The organism is Burkholderia sp. AU16741 (genome assembly GCF_002223345.1).
Taxonomy (GTDB): Bacteria; Pseudomonadota; Gammaproteobacteria; order Burkholderiales; family Burkholderiaceae; genus Burkholderia; species Burkholderia sola.
On sequence record NZ_NKEZ01000009.1, the window covers coordinates 121,913 to 135,524 of the forward strand.

Annotated in this window: 13 protein-coding genes; 11 read left to right on the forward strand and 2 right to left on the reverse strand. The window is 68.5% G+C overall.

What is annotated here, in order from left to right; all coding sequences use genetic code 11:
* Positions 1–105 precede the first annotated feature (105 nt).
* The 9 genes from CFB89_RS27770 (at position 106) to CFB89_RS27810 (ending at position 9,174) form a co-directional block, all read left to right on the forward strand.
* A complete protein-coding gene (locus CFB89_RS27770; protein ID WP_089470738.1) occupies positions 106–1,266 on the forward strand; it encodes a porin in 1,161 nt (386 codons plus the stop codon).
* Positions 1,267–1,485: 219 nt separating this feature from the next.
* Positions 1,486–1,746, forward strand: a complete 261-nt coding sequence (locus tag CFB89_RS27775; protein ID WP_011548992.1) for a DUF2866 domain-containing protein — start codon at positions 1,486–1,488, stop codon at positions 1,744–1,746.
* Between the two features lie 124 nt (positions 1,747–1,870).
* Positions 1,871–2,254 carry a DUF6232 family protein gene (locus tag CFB89_RS27780; protein WP_089470739.1) on the forward strand — a complete coding sequence of 128 codons (384 nt, stop codon included), beginning with the start codon at positions 1,871–1,873 and terminating at the stop codon, positions 2,252–2,254.
* A gap of 186 nt (positions 2,255–2,440) precedes the next feature.
* Entirely contained in the window at positions 2,441–2,668 is a 228-nt protein-coding gene (locus tag CFB89_RS27785; RefSeq protein WP_006480384.1) for a hypothetical protein, read from the forward strand.
* Between the two features lie 232 nt (positions 2,669–2,900).
* A complete protein-coding gene (locus tag CFB89_RS27790; RefSeq protein ID WP_089470740.1) occupies positions 2,901–5,174 on the forward strand; it encodes a TonB-dependent hemoglobin/transferrin/lactoferrin family receptor in 2,274 nt (757 codons plus the stop codon).
* 49 nt (positions 5,175–5,223) lie between these two features.
* Positions 5,224–6,315: a hemin-degrading factor gene (locus CFB89_RS27795; RefSeq protein WP_089470741.1), complete on the forward strand. Its 1,092-nt coding sequence runs from the start codon at positions 5,224–5,226 to the stop codon at positions 6,313–6,315.
* Positions 6,312–7,229, forward strand: a complete 918-nt coding sequence (locus CFB89_RS27800; RefSeq protein ID WP_089470742.1) for a hemin ABC transporter substrate-binding protein — start codon at positions 6,312–6,314, stop codon at positions 7,227–7,229. Before CFB89_RS27795 ends, CFB89_RS27800 begins: the two co-directional genes overlap by 4 nt.
* 15 nt (positions 7,230–7,244) lie before the next feature.
* Positions 7,245–8,333 carry an iron ABC transporter permease gene (locus tag CFB89_RS27805; protein ID WP_089470743.1) on the forward strand — a complete coding sequence of 363 codons (1,089 nt, stop codon included), beginning with the start codon at positions 7,245–7,247 and terminating at the stop codon, positions 8,331–8,333.
* A gap of 19 nt (positions 8,334–8,352) precedes the next feature.
* Positions 8,353–9,174 (forward strand): heme ABC transporter ATP-binding protein, encoded by an 822-nt coding sequence (locus CFB89_RS27810; protein WP_089470744.1) that lies wholly within the window; start codon positions 8,353–8,355, stop codon positions 9,172–9,174.
* A 229-nt stretch (positions 9,175–9,403) separates the two neighbouring features.
* Here the strand turns inward: CFB89_RS27810 and CFB89_RS27815 are convergent, their stop codons facing one another.
* Both CFB89_RS27815 and CFB89_RS27820 read right to left on the reverse strand, forming a co-directional pair.
* The gene (locus CFB89_RS27815) at positions 9,404–10,015 is read right to left on the reverse strand and encodes a trimeric intracellular cation channel family protein (RefSeq protein ID WP_089470745.1); all 612 of its coding nucleotides are present in this window, start codon (positions 10,013–10,015) and stop codon (positions 9,404–9,406) included.
* 8 nt (positions 10,016–10,023) lie between these two features.
* Entirely contained in the window at positions 10,024–12,159 is a 2,136-nt protein-coding gene (locus CFB89_RS27820) for a penicillin-binding protein 1A (protein WP_089470746.1), read from the reverse strand.
* 242 nt (positions 12,160–12,401) lie between these two features.
* Between CFB89_RS27820 and CFB89_RS27825 the strand changes: the two genes are divergently transcribed.
* Together CFB89_RS27825 and CFB89_RS27830 are read left to right on the forward strand one after the other, a co-directional pair.
* Positions 12,402–13,196, forward strand: coding sequence for an aminoglycoside phosphotransferase family protein (locus tag CFB89_RS27825; protein WP_089470747.1), 795 nt, complete (start codon positions 12,402–12,404; stop codon positions 13,194–13,196).
* A 148-nt stretch (positions 13,197–13,344) separates the two neighbouring features.
* The gene (locus tag CFB89_RS27830) at positions 13,345–13,611 is read left to right on the forward strand and encodes a hypothetical protein (protein WP_144030169.1); all 267 of its coding nucleotides are present in this window, start codon (positions 13,345–13,347) and stop codon (positions 13,609–13,611) included.
* The last annotated feature ends 1 nt before the right edge of the window (position 13,612 follow it).

The following is a 13,612-nucleotide window of genomic DNA, read 5'->3' on the forward strand; positions in this document are numbered from 1 at the left end:
ATTCATTACGTGGCCCGCCGATAAAGTTGCGCCGGTCCGTGAAAGCGCCCGTAGAGAGCGCCGGAACCGCAACTGGACACGCCATTCATTCGCTCGGAGAATCCTTTGAACAAGAAACTGTTGACCATCGCCGCCCTGGCAGCAACGGCCGGCACCGCGCACGCACAAAGCAGCGTGACCCTGTACGGCGTCATCGATGCCGGTATCAGCTACGTGAACCACAGCAAGACCGCCAACGGCGGCAGCGGCAAGCTGTTCAAGTACGACGACGGCGTGGCCCAGGGCAGCCGTTGGGGCCTGCGCGGCACCGAAGACCTCGGTGGCGGCCTGAAGGCGATCTTCGTGCTCGAAAACGGCTTCAACAGCGGCAACGGCACGCTCGGCCAAGGCGGCGCGATCTTCGGCCGTCAGGCTTACGTCGGCCTGAGCCAGGCGCAATACGGCACGGTCACGTTCGGCCGTCAGTACTCGTTCTCGACCGACATCCTCGGTTCGAACTACTCGACGGGCGGCAACACGGTCGCGGGTAACTACGCTTACCACGTGAACGACATCGACCAGCTGACGTCGAGCCGCATCAACAACGCGGTGAAGTTCCAGAGCGCGAACTACTCGGGCTTCACGTTCGGCGCGTTGTACGGCTTCTCGAACTCGACCGACTTCGCCGGCGCACCGTCGACGACGACGGGCACCACGACGACGCCGGGCTCGTCGCGTGCATACAGCTTCGGCCTGAACTACGCGAACGGCCCGTTCGCCCTCGGCGCCGCTTACACGGACATCCGCTTCCCGAGCCAGTCGACGCCGGCCTTCTCGACGTCGATCGCGAACCTCGCGCTGACGAACATCCGCGACCTGCGCACGTATGGCGTCGGCGGCCGTTATGTCTTCGGCCCGGCAACGGCATGGCTGCTCTGGACGCGCACGCAGTTCACCCCGATCGCGGCCGGCGCATCGGGCACGTTCTACAACGCCTACGAAGCAGGCGTGAAGTATGCGTTCACGCCTGCGCTGTCGGCGGCAGCGGGCTACACGTACACGAACGCGACGCAAAGCGGCAGCTCGGCGCACTGGAACCAGGGCAACGTGGGCCTCGACTACGCGCTCAGCAAGCGTACGGACGTGTACGGCCTGGTCGTCTACCAGAAGGCTTCGGGCAACAACGTGCAGGCGCAGATCGGTTCGAGCACGAGCTACTTCAACACGTCGGGCAACGGTTCGTCGAACCAGCTGGCTGCTCGCGTCGGTATCCGTCACAAGTTCTAAAGCATCCGCTTAACTGGCCGCGTCATGCGCGGATCAGGACGGCAAGCAGCGCCCCGCTTCACGCGGGGCGCTTTTTTATGAGCTTTTAAGTTTCGCTTAATTCTGGGCTGAGACGATGCTTACACCCCCCCTGTTGGCCGCCTGAGCATCGGCGGCTTTTTTTTTGAGACCCCTACGGCACCGCCATCAACTGCTCACAAGACAGGATCGGAGGCCACGATGATCGAAGATACCGTTTTCAGCCATCTGCACGCGATTCTGACGTGCCAACACTCGCTGCCGGTCCAGAGTTGCCGCGTCTCGGTGGAAATGCAGCGGCCCTGGGGCCGTCCGTATCGTCTCGTCGAATGGACGATGCATCTCGACGCGCCCGCGCGGCGCCAGATCGTGCCGGCCGAATCGACCGACGAAGAGATCGCCGAGGTGGTCGCGTCGCACGTGCCGGGCCGGCTTTACGGCGATGGCCGGCTGCAGTTCTGAACGCGTTGACGCGCCATCTGCTTTCCGTCTGCCGGCCGCGCCGCACGCATCGTGCGGCAGTCGGTCTCGTTTGACGCGGCAACGAAACCTGCTACGCTGCGCGTTTTCGTCCACGTCACACACGATGGAAAACGCATTCAACGAACGTGGCGTCATGGTCACGCGCAACGGCCTGTCGGCCGCCGGGCAGGTATTCGCGCTGCGTGACATCCGCCAGGTCGATGTCGTCAAGATTCCGAAAAACCGTCTCGTGCCGTCGCTGATCTCGCTGATCGGCGCGGCCGTCGCCGTCGCGGGCGGCATCGGCGCATCGAGCGCCGCGCTGGTGGTCGGCGTGATGCTCGTCGTCGTCGGCTATCTCGCGTGGACCACGCAGGACGTCACGTATCGGCTGATGGTCGAGATGCCCGACGGCACGCGCGAAGCGCTGTCGAGCGTCGACGCCGCGTTCGTCGAACGCGTCGCGCAGGTCGTGCGCGACGCGCAGTCCGCCACCGCCGCCGGCTGATTCCATTCGCGTTCATGCACGCTCCGATTCGCGCTTGCCGCATGCCCGCGGCGAGCGTCGGCGCGCGCACCCTTCCCGACGAATCGCATGCCATGCACCGTCGGCACGCACCTCGCCTCCACGGCGGACGCCGACCGCCTAGTATGGAAAGAGCGGCTCGCCGCCGCATCGTCCGAGGAGGCCAGCATGAACGCTCAATCGCTGTCCGGCATGCTTCGCGCGCAGGAACTGCTGATCGTGTCGATGATCCGCGCGCTTCCCCCTGACACACGCCGCGCGCTCGTCGAGCTCTACACCGAACAGATCGCATTTGCCGAACAGGCCGGCATCGAAAGCCACGGCGATCGCGCCACGCACGACGCGTTCATCGCGCATGCGCGCAATCTGCTGATTCGCATCGAAGCGCTGGCTTAGCGCCCGTTTCTCTCAAATTCGCGCCACGGCTCGCGCGAGCCGCGCAGGCGAGCGCTCACTCGCATGCGCGGCTTGGTGTCCTTGTATTGATAATAATTCTCATTTACACTGGCAAGGTTGTCAGTTGCCTTTCAAATCGCCGGTTGCCGCACGTCGCGCGCAACCGGGCCAGCCAGGTGAACGCGTCGCCCAGCCAGCCTTCGGGCTTGTTATCGTCAATGGGAGACCACCTGTGCATTGCTATACGCTGGCGCGGCGGCCGATCTGTGCCGCGCTGTTCGGCGCGTTCGGCCTGTCCGCTGCCCCGGCTCACGCCGATTCGTCGCCGCAAGGCGCCACCCCGCCTTCCGCCGTCCTGACCACCGCCGCCGCGTCCGTGCGCGGCGAGGCGGCGCTGCTCGACCCCGTCACCGTCACGGCCACCCGCACCGCCACCGCGGCGAGCCGCACGGCGGCATCCGTGTCGGTGATCACCGACGAGGATCTCGAAGAGCAGCAGGCCACCAACATCAAGGACGCGCTGCGCTACGAGCCGGGCATCACGGTGCGCCGCACCGCGTACCGGCCCGGCAGCGCCGCGCTCGGCGGCGGCCGCGACGGCGATTCGAGCATCAACATCCGCGGCCTCGAAGGCAATCGCGTGCTGCTGATGGAAGACGGCATCCGCCTGCCGAACGCGTTTTCGTTCGGGCCGCTCGAAGCGGGCCGCGGCGACTACGCCGATCTCGACACGCTCAAGCGCATCGAGATCCTGCGCGGGCCGGCGTCGGCGCTGTACGGCAGCGACGGCCTGACCGGCGCGGTTAACTTCATCACGAAGGATCCGCGCGACCTGCTGTCGATCTACGGAAAGCCCTACTACTTCTCGTTCCGGCCGAGCTACGACTCGACCGATCGCAGCATCGGCGCGACCGTGTCGGCCGCCGGCGGCAACGACCGCATCCAGGGGATGATCATCGCCGACGGCCGGCGCGGTCACGAGGTCGACACGCGCGGCAGCAACAACTCGGCGAGCACGCTGCGCACGACGTCGAACCCGCAGGACGTGTATTCGGAATCGCTGCTCGGCAAACTCGTGCTGACGCCCACCACGCGCGACACGATCAAGTTCACCGCCGAAACGGTGCAGCGGCGCGTGAACACCGACGTGCTGTCGGCGATCAACGCGCCGGCCACGCTCGGCCTCACGACGAACGACCGGCTCGAGCGCGACCGCTTCAGCGTCGACTACGACTTCCGCGACGACGCGTTCCGCTGGTTCCAGACCGCGCACGTGCAGTTCTACTACCAGGACGCGAAGCAGGATCAGTACGCATTCGAGACGCGTGGCCGGGCGGCTTCGCGCTCGCGCGACAACCAGTACAAGGAACGCACGTTCGGCGGCTCCGCGTTCGCCGAAAGCGGCTTCGCGACGGGCCCGCTCGCGCACAAGCTGCTCTACGGCGTGGACGGCAGCCTGTCGCGCGTGACGAACCTGCGCGACGGCACGGTGCCGGGCGTCGGCGAAGCGTTCCCGAACAAGGCGTTTCCCGACACCGACTACACGCTGTTCGGCGCGTTCGTGCAGGACCAGATCGGCTACGGCCGCCTGCTCGTCACGCCGGGCCTGCGCTTCGACACGTACCGGCTGAGCCCCACCGAAAACGATCCGCTGTTCACCGGCAAGGCCGTATCGACGAGCGCGAACGAACTGTCGCCGCGCGTCGCCGTGCTCTACGAGATCACGCCCGCGGTCATTCCGTACGTGCAGTACGCGCACGGCTTCCGTGCACCGACGCCCGACCAGGTGAACAGCAGCTTCTCGAACCCGGTGTACGGCTACACGTCGATCGGCAATCCGAACCTGAAGCCCGAAACCAGCGACACGTTCGAAGCCGGCCTGCGCGGCAAGGCCGGCACCGGCTACGGCGTCGTGCGCTACAGCGCGGCCGCGTTCACCGGCCGCTACCGCAACTTCATCTCGCGCACGACGATCGCCGGCAGCGGCCGGCCGGTCGACCCGTTCGTGTTCCAGTACGTGAACTTCGCCGACGCACGCATCCACGGCCTCGAAGGCCGCGCCGAGTGGGTGATGCCGAACGGCATCACGCTGAAGACGGCGATGGCGTTCACGAAGGGCTCGACGCAGAACGACGGCGCGGCCAGCCAGCCGCTCAACACCGTGAACCCGTTCTCGGCCGTGTTCGGCGTGCGCTACGAACCGAGCGAACGCTGGTTCGTACAGGGCGACCTGCTGTTCCAGGCCGCCAAACGCGACAAGGACGTCGACAAGTCCGACTGTTCGAACAAGGCGTGCTTCACGCCGCCGCCGTCGTTCGTCGTCGACCTGCGCGGCGGCTACCGCTTCAACAAGCACGTGAGCGCGACCATCGGCATCCGCAACCTGTTCGACCGCAAGTACTGGAACTGGTCGGACGTGCGCGGCATCGCGGCCGATTCGCAGGTGCTCGACGCGTATTCGTCGCCCGGCCGCACGGTCGCCGTCAGCATGAAAGTGGATTTCTGATGCGCGTCGCCCGCGCGCCCACCCCAACCGTTACTCGAAGGAGTCCGACATGATGCAATCCGCCCTTCCCGGTCAATCGGCCACGCCGGCCCGCGCGGCCGCCGCGCTGCGCGATGCGTTCGTCAAGCTCAAGACCGAGCGCCAGCTACGCAACCGCGACGTCGCGCAGGCGCTCGGCGTCAGCGAAGGCGAGGCGCTCGCCGCGTTCGTCGGCGAGCACGTCGTTCGGCTCGACGCGCGCTTTCCGGCGATGTTCGAGGAAATGCCGCGCCTCGGCCGCGTGATGGCGCTGACGCGCAACGACACGGCCGTCCACGAAAAGGACGGCGAATACGCGCAGATGAGCCACGACGGCCCGGTCGGCCTCGCGCTCGGCGACATCGACCTGCGCATCTTCTATCGTCACTGGGTGTCGGCGTTCGCGGTGCGCGACGAGACCGCGCACGGCCCGCTGAAGAGCCTGCAGTTCTTCGATGCGCAGGGCCATGCGATCCACAAGGTCTATCTGCGCGCGCACAGCGATCACGCCGCATACGACGCGTTCGTCGAACGCTGGCGGGCGCCGTCGCAGGAGCCGGGCCTCGAGGTCGCGCCCTCTGCGCCGAAAACGCCCGAGCGCGCCGATACCGACATCGACGTCGCGGGCTTTCGCGCCGCGTGGGACGCGATGACCGACACCCACCAGTTCTTCGGCATCACGCAGCGCTTCGGCGTGAGCCGCATGCAGGCGCTGCGCCTCGCCGATCCGCACTACGCGTATCCGGTCGAAACCGCGCATGCGTTGCGCCACGTGCTCGAACACGCCGCGAAAAGCGGCCAGCCGATCATGGTGTTCGTCGGCAACGCGGGGATGATCCAGATCCATACGGGCCCCGTCGCGAACGTACGCGAGGTCGGCGCGTGGATCAACGTCCTCGATCCGGGCTTCAACCTGCATGTGCGCGAGGACCTGATCGCCACCGCATGGGTCGTGAAGAAGCCTACGAGCGACGGCATCGTCACGTCGCTGGAACTGTTCGACCGGAAGGGTGATCACGTCGCGCTGCTGTTCGGCGAGCGCAAGCCCGGCAAGGTCGAACGCGACGACTGGCGCGCGCTCGTCGCGACGCTGCCGGCCGCCGCACGCGGGGCCGCGCGGTGAGCGCGCGGCCATTCGATCCGCGCCGCCGGTCGCTGCTGGCCGGCGCGGCGGCTGGCGCGCTCGCGGGCGCACTGCCCGGCAGCGTGCTCGCCCAGGCTGCGGCCGCCGCGCCGACACGCGTGATCGTGATCGGCGGCGCGCTGGCGGAAACCGCGTTCGCGCTCGGCGGCGCCGAGACGCCGCGTTACCGGCTCGTCGGCGCCGACACGACCTGCACGTATCCCGACGCCGCGAAGCGCCTGCCGAAGGTCGGCTACCAGCGCGCGCTGTCGGCGGAAGGGCTGCTGTCGCTGCGGCCCGATCTCGTGCTGGCCTCGGCGGAAGCCGGCCCGCCGACGGCGATCGCGCAAGTGAAAGGCGCCGGCGTCACGGTGACGACGTTCGACGAGCGCCACGACGTCGAATCGGTGCGCGCGAAGATCACCGGCGTCGCGCAGGCGCTCGACGTACGCGATGCCTGCACCGCGCTGCTGCAACGCTTCGATCGCGACTGGCAGGCCGCGCGCGACGCGGTCGCCGCGCGCGTGCCCGGCGGCGCGCAGCCGCCGCGCGTGCTGTTCGTGCTGAACCACACCGGCGCCCAGGCGCTCGTCGCGGGCCAGCGCACGGCCGCCGACGCGATGATCCGCTACGCGGGCGCGCGCAACGCGATGCAGGGCTTCGAGCACTACAAGCCGCTGACGACCGAGGCGCTCGCGGCGGCCGCGCCCGACGTCGTGCTGATCTCCGACGAGGGGCTGGCCGCCGTCGGCGGCCACGCCGCGCTGCTCGCGACGCCGGGCTTCGGCGCGACGCCGGCCGGCCGCGCGCGGCGCGTCGTGTCGCTCGACTCGCTGTTCCTGCTCGGCTTCGGCCCGCGCCTGCCGCTCGCCGTCACGACCCTGCATCGACGCCTGTCGGATGCGCTCGCCTGATTCCGGATCGACCCGATGCCCGCTCACGCTTCGCCCTTCAACGCGCCGTCGTCCGCCTCGCGCGACGGCGCCGCACGCGTCGGTACGTCGCGCCGCTTCGCGCCGTTCGTCCTGGCCGCGCTCGCCGTTCTGGTGGGCGCGATGTCCGTCGTCGCGCTGTGCGTCGGCGCGTACCGCATTCCGCTGGCGGAAGCCTGGGCCGCGCTGAGCGGCGACGCGGCCGCTCAACAGGCGCGCGCGGTGCTGCTCGACATCCGCGCGCCGCGCGTCGTGCTCGCGCTGCTGGTCGGCGGCGGCTTCGGCGCGACCGGCGCCGCGATGCAGGCGCTGTTCCGCAATCCGCTCGCCGATCCGGGGCTCGTCGGCGTGTCGAGCGGCGCCGCGCTCGGCGCGACCACGCTGATCGTGCTCGGCCCCGCGCTCTTTGGCGCGCACGCGAGCGCGGCCGCGCTGCCGGTTGCCGCGTTCGCGGGCGGCCTCGCGGTCGCGGCGCTCGTCTACCGGCTGGCCGCGTCGCGCGGCCGGCTCGCGCTGCCGCTGCTGCTGCTCGCCGGTATCGCGATCAATGCACTGGTCGGCGCGGCGATCGGGCTGCTCACGTTCGTCGCCGACGACGCGCAACTGCGCTCGCTGACCTTCTGGAGCCTCGGCAGCCTCGGCGGCGCGCAATGGTCGACGCTCGCGGCCGTCGCGCCGTGCGTCGCGCTCGGCTGCGTGCTGCTCGTGCGCGAACGCGATGCGCTGAACGCGCTGCAGCTCGGCGAAACCGAAGCGCTGCATCTCGGCGTGCCCGTGCAGCAACTGAAGCGGCGCGTGCTCGTCGCGGTCGCGCTCGCGGTCGGCGCGCTCGTGTCGTGCGCGGGCATCATCGGCTTCATCGGGCTCGTCGCGCCGCATTGCGTGCGGCTCGCGTGCGGCCCCGACCAGCGCATCGTGCTGCCCGGCGCCGCGTTGCTCGGCGCGTTGCTGGCGCTCGCCGCCGATCTCGCCGCGCGCACGCTCGCCGCGCCCGCCGACATTCCGCTCGGCGTGCTGACCGCGCTGCTCGGCGCGCCGTTCTTCCTCGCGCTGCTGTGGAAGAACCGCGGCGCGCTCGGCGGCTAATCCCTTCTTCACGACGATCATGCTGATTGCCCACCACCTCGACGTCGCCCGCCGGCACGACACGATCCTGCGCGACCTGTCGCTGTCGATCGAACCCGGCCGCGTGACCGCGCTGCTCGGCCGCAACGGCGCGGGCAAGAGCACGCTGCTGAAAACCTTCGCCGGCGAGCTGACCGGCAGCATCGCGCCGAACGGCGTGCGCGTGACGGGCGACGTCACGCTGAACGGCGCACCGCTCGCGCGCATCGACGCGCCGCGGCTCGCGTGCCTGCGCGCGGTGCTGCCGCAGGCCGCGCAGCCGGCGTTCCCGTTCAGCGTCGACGAAATCGTGCTGCTCGGCCGCTATCCGCATGCGCGGCACAGCGGCGCCACGTCACATCGCGATCGCGACATCGCGTGGCGCGCGCTCGAACGCGCGGGCGCCGACGCGCTCGTCGGCCGCGACGTCACGACGCTGTCGGGCGGCGAACTCGCGCGCGTGCAGTTCGCCCGCGTCCTCGCGCAGCTGTGGCCGGACCGCGACGCGACGGAAAGCGGCCCGCGTTACCTGTTGCTCGACGAACCGACCGCCGCGCTCGATCTCGCGCACCAGCACCGGTTGCTCGATACCGTGCGCGCCGTCGCGCGCGAATGGCAGATCGGCGTGCTCGCGATCGTCCACGATCCGAACCTCGCCGCGCGGCACGCGGATACGATCGCGATGCTCGCCGACGGCACGATCGTCGCGCAGGGGGCACCGCACGACGTGATGACGCCTGCCCATATCGCGCGGTGCTATGGCTTCGCGGTAAGGATGGTGGAAACCGGTGACGGGACGCCGCCGGTGATGGTGCCTGCGTAGCGCGTGTGTATATTGCATCGATGCCATGCGCTGTCATCAATGGCGACCTGCGCTCGAGATCTTTCGTCTATTCCCTTCGAGGAAACCTCCGTGTCGCTTCCGATGACTCGCATCCTCCTGTACGTCCGCGACGTCGCATTGATGGTCGACGGCGTCGATCCGGAAGGGAACGTCTTTCAGGTGATACAGCCGGATTGAATGCCGGCACGGCAACCTCCGGCACGAACGCTCAATGCTCGACGTCCGCCGCGCCGAAGGCCCGCATCTTCCAGCCGAGCCGCACCGCGAGCATCCGCATCGAGAAGCCGGCCGCGAGCGCGACGAGCGTCGCGAACCCCGCATCGACGCCGACATGCTGCATCCCGACATACAGCACCCCCGTGACGAACGCGACGCTCGCATACAGTTCCTCGCGCAGGATCAGCGGCATCTCGTTGCACAGCAGGTCACGCAGCATCCCGCCGCACACGCCCGTGATCGCGCCGGCCAGCACGACGATGATCGGCGCCGTGCCGGTCGACGCGCCGATGTCGCAGCCGATGATCGTGAACGCCGCGAGGCCGATCGCGTCGACGGTGACGAACAGCGTCTTCATCCGCGCGACGTGCCGCGCCGCCCACGACGCGACGGTCGCCGCGACGAGCGTGATCACCAGGTATTCGGGATGCGCGATCCAGCCGAGCGGATAGTGGCCGAGCAACACGTCGCGCACGGTACCGCCGCCGAGCGCCGTCACCGCGCCGACGAGCGCAAGCCCGAAACGGTCCATCCCGCGGCGCATGCCCATCAGCGCGCCCGACATCGCTTCCGCGACGATCGCAATCAGATAGAGCGTATGCATGGCGCGTGTCAGTCGTCGGTCCGGAACAGGTCGAGCACGCGTTCGCGCTCGGCCGCGTCGACTGCGGCAGGCATCGGTTCGTCGCGCTTGCCGTCGCCTGCCGGTGCGTCAGGCGCATCCCGCGTATCGCCGACCGCCGCGCCGCCGCATGCGAAGCGGCTGCGGATATAGGCCGGCACGTCGGCCGTGCACGTGCCGCGCGTGTATTCGGCGTAGACGAAATCGCCGTCGACGAGCGCGACGTCCTGCGGCGGCGTCGCATCGACCGGCGTGCGCCCGTCGACGGCCGTCTTCATGTAGTCGAGCCAGACCGGCAGCGCGAGTGTCGCGCCGGTCGCGCGCCCCATCGGGCGCGGCGTGTCGTAGCCGAGCCACGCGACCGCGACGATGCCCGACGAATAGCCGGCGAACCAGACGTCCTTCGACCCGTTCGACGTGCCCGTCTTGCCGGCCGCATCGTCACGCTTGAGCGCGAGCGCGCCGCGCGCGGTGCCGGCCCGCACGACGTCGCGCAGCATGCTGTCCATCACGAACGCATTGCGCGCCGACACGACCCGCTCGCCCGCCGGCACGGTCGCCTCGTACATCGCGCCGCCGTGACGCTGCTTCACCGACAGGATCAGGCGCGGCTCCATGCGCGTGCCGCCATTCGCGAACACGCTGTACGCGCTCGCGAGTTCGAGCGGCGTCACGGCGCCCGCGCCGAGCGCGAGCGGCAGCGACGCCGGATTGCGCTGCGCGTCGAAGCCAAAACGCACCGCGTGCTGCTGCACGTAGCGCGCGTCGGCGGCCTGCATCAGGCTGACCGCGACCAGGTTCTTCGAACGCACGAGGCCGCGCCGCACCGGGATGAAGCCTTCGTAGCGATTGCCGAAATTGCGCGGACGCCACGGCCGCGCGCCGGTTTCCGCGTGCGTGAGCGTGCGTTGCGTATCGTCGACGAGCACGCCGGGAAAGTAGCCCTTCTCCAGCGCCGCCGAATAGACGAACGGCTTGAAGCTCGACCCCGGCTGCCGATACGCCTGCAGCGCGTGGTCGAACACGTTCCGATTGAAATCCGCGCCGCCGACCAGCGCGAGCATGTCGCCCGTGGCCGCATCGAGCGACACGAGCGCGCCTTCGAGGCCGTTGCGCGCATCGCGCGTCGCGCGCGACCGGCGGCTCAGCGTGCGATCGAGCGCGGCCTCGGCCGCGCGCTGGTCGCGCATCGAGATCGTCGTCGTCACGTCGAGGCCGAGCGTGTACGCGTCGTCATGAAACCGCTCGACCATCATCCGGCGCGCCCGCTCGGCGACGTACGGCGCCGCGATGATGCCGGGCGGCGGCGTGGTCGCCAGTGCGATCGGCGCGTCGACGGCCGCGCGATACGTCGCGTCGTCGAGTTGGCCGAGCGCGTGCATCCGGCCGAGCACGTAGTTGCGCCGTGCGGTCGCGCGCGCCGGATTGACGACCGGGTTGAACGCGGACGGCGCCTTCGGCAGCCCGGCGAGCACGGCCGCCTCGCCCGCGCTCAGCGCGTCGAGCGGCTTGCCGAAATACACGTGCGCGGCGGCCGCGAAGCCGTATGCGCGCTCGCCCAGATAGATCTCGTTCATGTACAGCTCGAGCAGCTTGTTCTTGCTGTATGCGCGTTCGAGCTTGGCCGCCATCAGGATCTCGGCGAGCTTGCGGCTCAGCACCTTGTCGCGCGTCAGGTAGAAGTTGCGCGCGACCTGCATCGTGATCGTGCTGCCGCCCTGCCCCGGCTGCCCCGTCACGACGTTCGCGAACGTCGCGCGCGCGAGGCCGCCGACATCGACCGGGCCGTGTTCGTAGAACTTCGCATCCTCGGCCGCGAGCAGCGCGTGCCGCATCAGCGGCGGGATGCGTTCGAGCGGCACGAACTCGCGCCGCTCGACACCGTATTCGGCCAGCAGGTCGCCGTCGCGCGAGAAGATCCGCAGCGGCAGCGCGGGACGATAGACGGCCAGGTGCTCGACGGACGGCAGTTGCGTCCAGATGCGATCGATCGTCCAGGCGCCGATGCCGGCACACGCGAGCGCCAGGCCGAGCAGCGCGCCCGCGAGCGTGCGCCATACGCGGCGGCGCGGTGGTGCGGATGGCGGCGCAGGCTGCGGAGGCGGATTGGCGGTGGGGTCGGTCATGTCGGGCTCCTTCTTCAGTGCCGCGACGATCGGCGCGAGACAGGCGCCGATCGGTCACGAAAGGCGCGCATTGTCGAAGGGATCGCGCTAAACCGGAACATTCTTTAGCCAAAGTTTGGTTGGCTAAATTTTATTTAGGAAAGTGCTTTGGCGCCCGCTCGCACCGCGTATACGGGTTTGCGGCATGTCGTCACGGACGAGCGGGCCGGGCACGTGAACCGGTTCGCTTGTACCATCGTCGGATGTTCGATCGATACCTCGGCCTGTGGGGCCTCGTCCCCGACGGCGGCCCAATTCTGACCGCGAGCGGCGGCCTGCTGCCGGTCGTCTGGCACGCTCGCCCCGCGATGCTGAAAATCGCCACTTGCGACGAAGAGCGGCGCGGCAATGCGTTGATGCGCTGGTGGAACGGGCAAGGCGCCGCGCAGGTGTGGCAGCACGACGGCGACGCGATCCTGCTCGAACGCGCGCAGCCGGCGCCATCGCTCGCCGCGTTGTCGGCAGCGGGCCACGACGACGACACGATGCGCATCGCCTGCGAGGTCGTCGCGCGGTTGCACGCGCATCACGCGCCGCAGGTGCCGCCGCTCGTGCCGCTGCATGACTGGTTTTACGCGCTGCTGTCGAACGATGCGGACAATGATGCGCTGCGCCGTTCGGCGGCGGTCGCTCGTCAGTTGCTGGCCGGGCCTTCGGTCGACGAAGTCGTACTGCATGGCGACATTCACCACGGCAATATCCTTCATTTCGGCGATCGCGGCTGGCGCGCGATCGACCCGAAAGGACTGCGCGGCGAGCGCACGTTCGATTACGCGAATCTGTTCTGCAATCCTGCGCATGACATCGCGGTCGATCCCGCGCGTTTCGAGCGGCGCGTCGTGCTCGTGGCGGATGCGGCGCGGCTCGACCGGCGACGGTTGCTGCAATGGATACTCGCGTGGTCGGGGCTATCGGCGGTGTGGTTGATGGAGGACGAGTTGCCGGCGGATACGCGGCTGGAGGTCGCGATGCTTGCGGCGAGAGCGTTCGGGCTGTAGCGATATGCGTCGGCCGTGAAGACACAGGTTCATCGCGGAGCTCTAGGGAAGTTGCGAAGACCACCGGTATTCGGCCAGTTTCAGACACTCGACCGTACGACTAGATCACCGACAATCCTCGGTGCCCGCTTGCCTTTGGTCAATATCGATGAAAGTTTCGAGAGATTTCGGAATCGTTGTCCGACGGGCTGCGCTAGCAGCCAAGAATGTCGACCTATCCACGGTCATGGTCGAATTCAATTTTCGCGAATATTTTGACGAATCCGATAGCCTCTTGTCGCTTGGCCCGTTCTTCGGAGGCGATGCGGCCGATGCGTGCACGAAGTCATTGGAACGGCTTGGGCTGACATACATCGACGACTTTTTCGTCTTCGAGCAGTTTGTGCCCGACTGGTGTTCGTTCGAAGTATTTTGAA

Coding starts and splice junctions, on each gene's coding strand:
- CFB89_RS27820 (WP_089470746.1), bottom strand. CDS start 12,159: ATGACCGACCCCACCGCCAATCCGCCTCCGCAGCCTGCGCCGCCATCC.
- CFB89_RS27775 (WP_011548992.1), top strand. CDS start 1,486: ATGATCGAAGATACCGTTTTCAGCCATCTGCACGCGATTCTGACGTGC.
- CFB89_RS27815 (WP_089470745.1), bottom strand. CDS start 10,015: ATGCATACGCTCTATCTGATTGCGATCGTCGCGGAAGCGATGTCGGGC.
- CFB89_RS27805 (WP_089470743.1), top strand. CDS start 7,245: ATGCCCGCTCACGCTTCGCCCTTCAACGCGCCGTCGTCCGCCTCGCGC.
- CFB89_RS27795 (WP_089470741.1), top strand. CDS start 5,224: ATGATGCAATCCGCCCTTCCCGGTCAATCGGCCACGCCGGCCCGCGCG.
- CFB89_RS27810 (WP_089470744.1), top strand. CDS start 8,353: ATGCTGATTGCCCACCACCTCGACGTCGCCCGCCGGCACGACACGATC.
- CFB89_RS27825 (WP_089470747.1), top strand. CDS start 12,402: ATGTTCGATCGATACCTCGGCCTGTGGGGCCTCGTCCCCGACGGCGGC.
- CFB89_RS27830 (WP_144030169.1), top strand. CDS start 13,345: ATGAAAGTTTCGAGAGATTTCGGAATCGTTGTCCGACGGGCTGCGCTA.
- CFB89_RS27785 (WP_006480384.1), top strand. CDS start 2,441: ATGAACGCTCAATCGCTGTCCGGCATGCTTCGCGCGCAGGAACTGCTG.
- CFB89_RS27780 (WP_089470739.1), top strand. CDS start 1,871: ATGGAAAACGCATTCAACGAACGTGGCGTCATGGTCACGCGCAACGGC.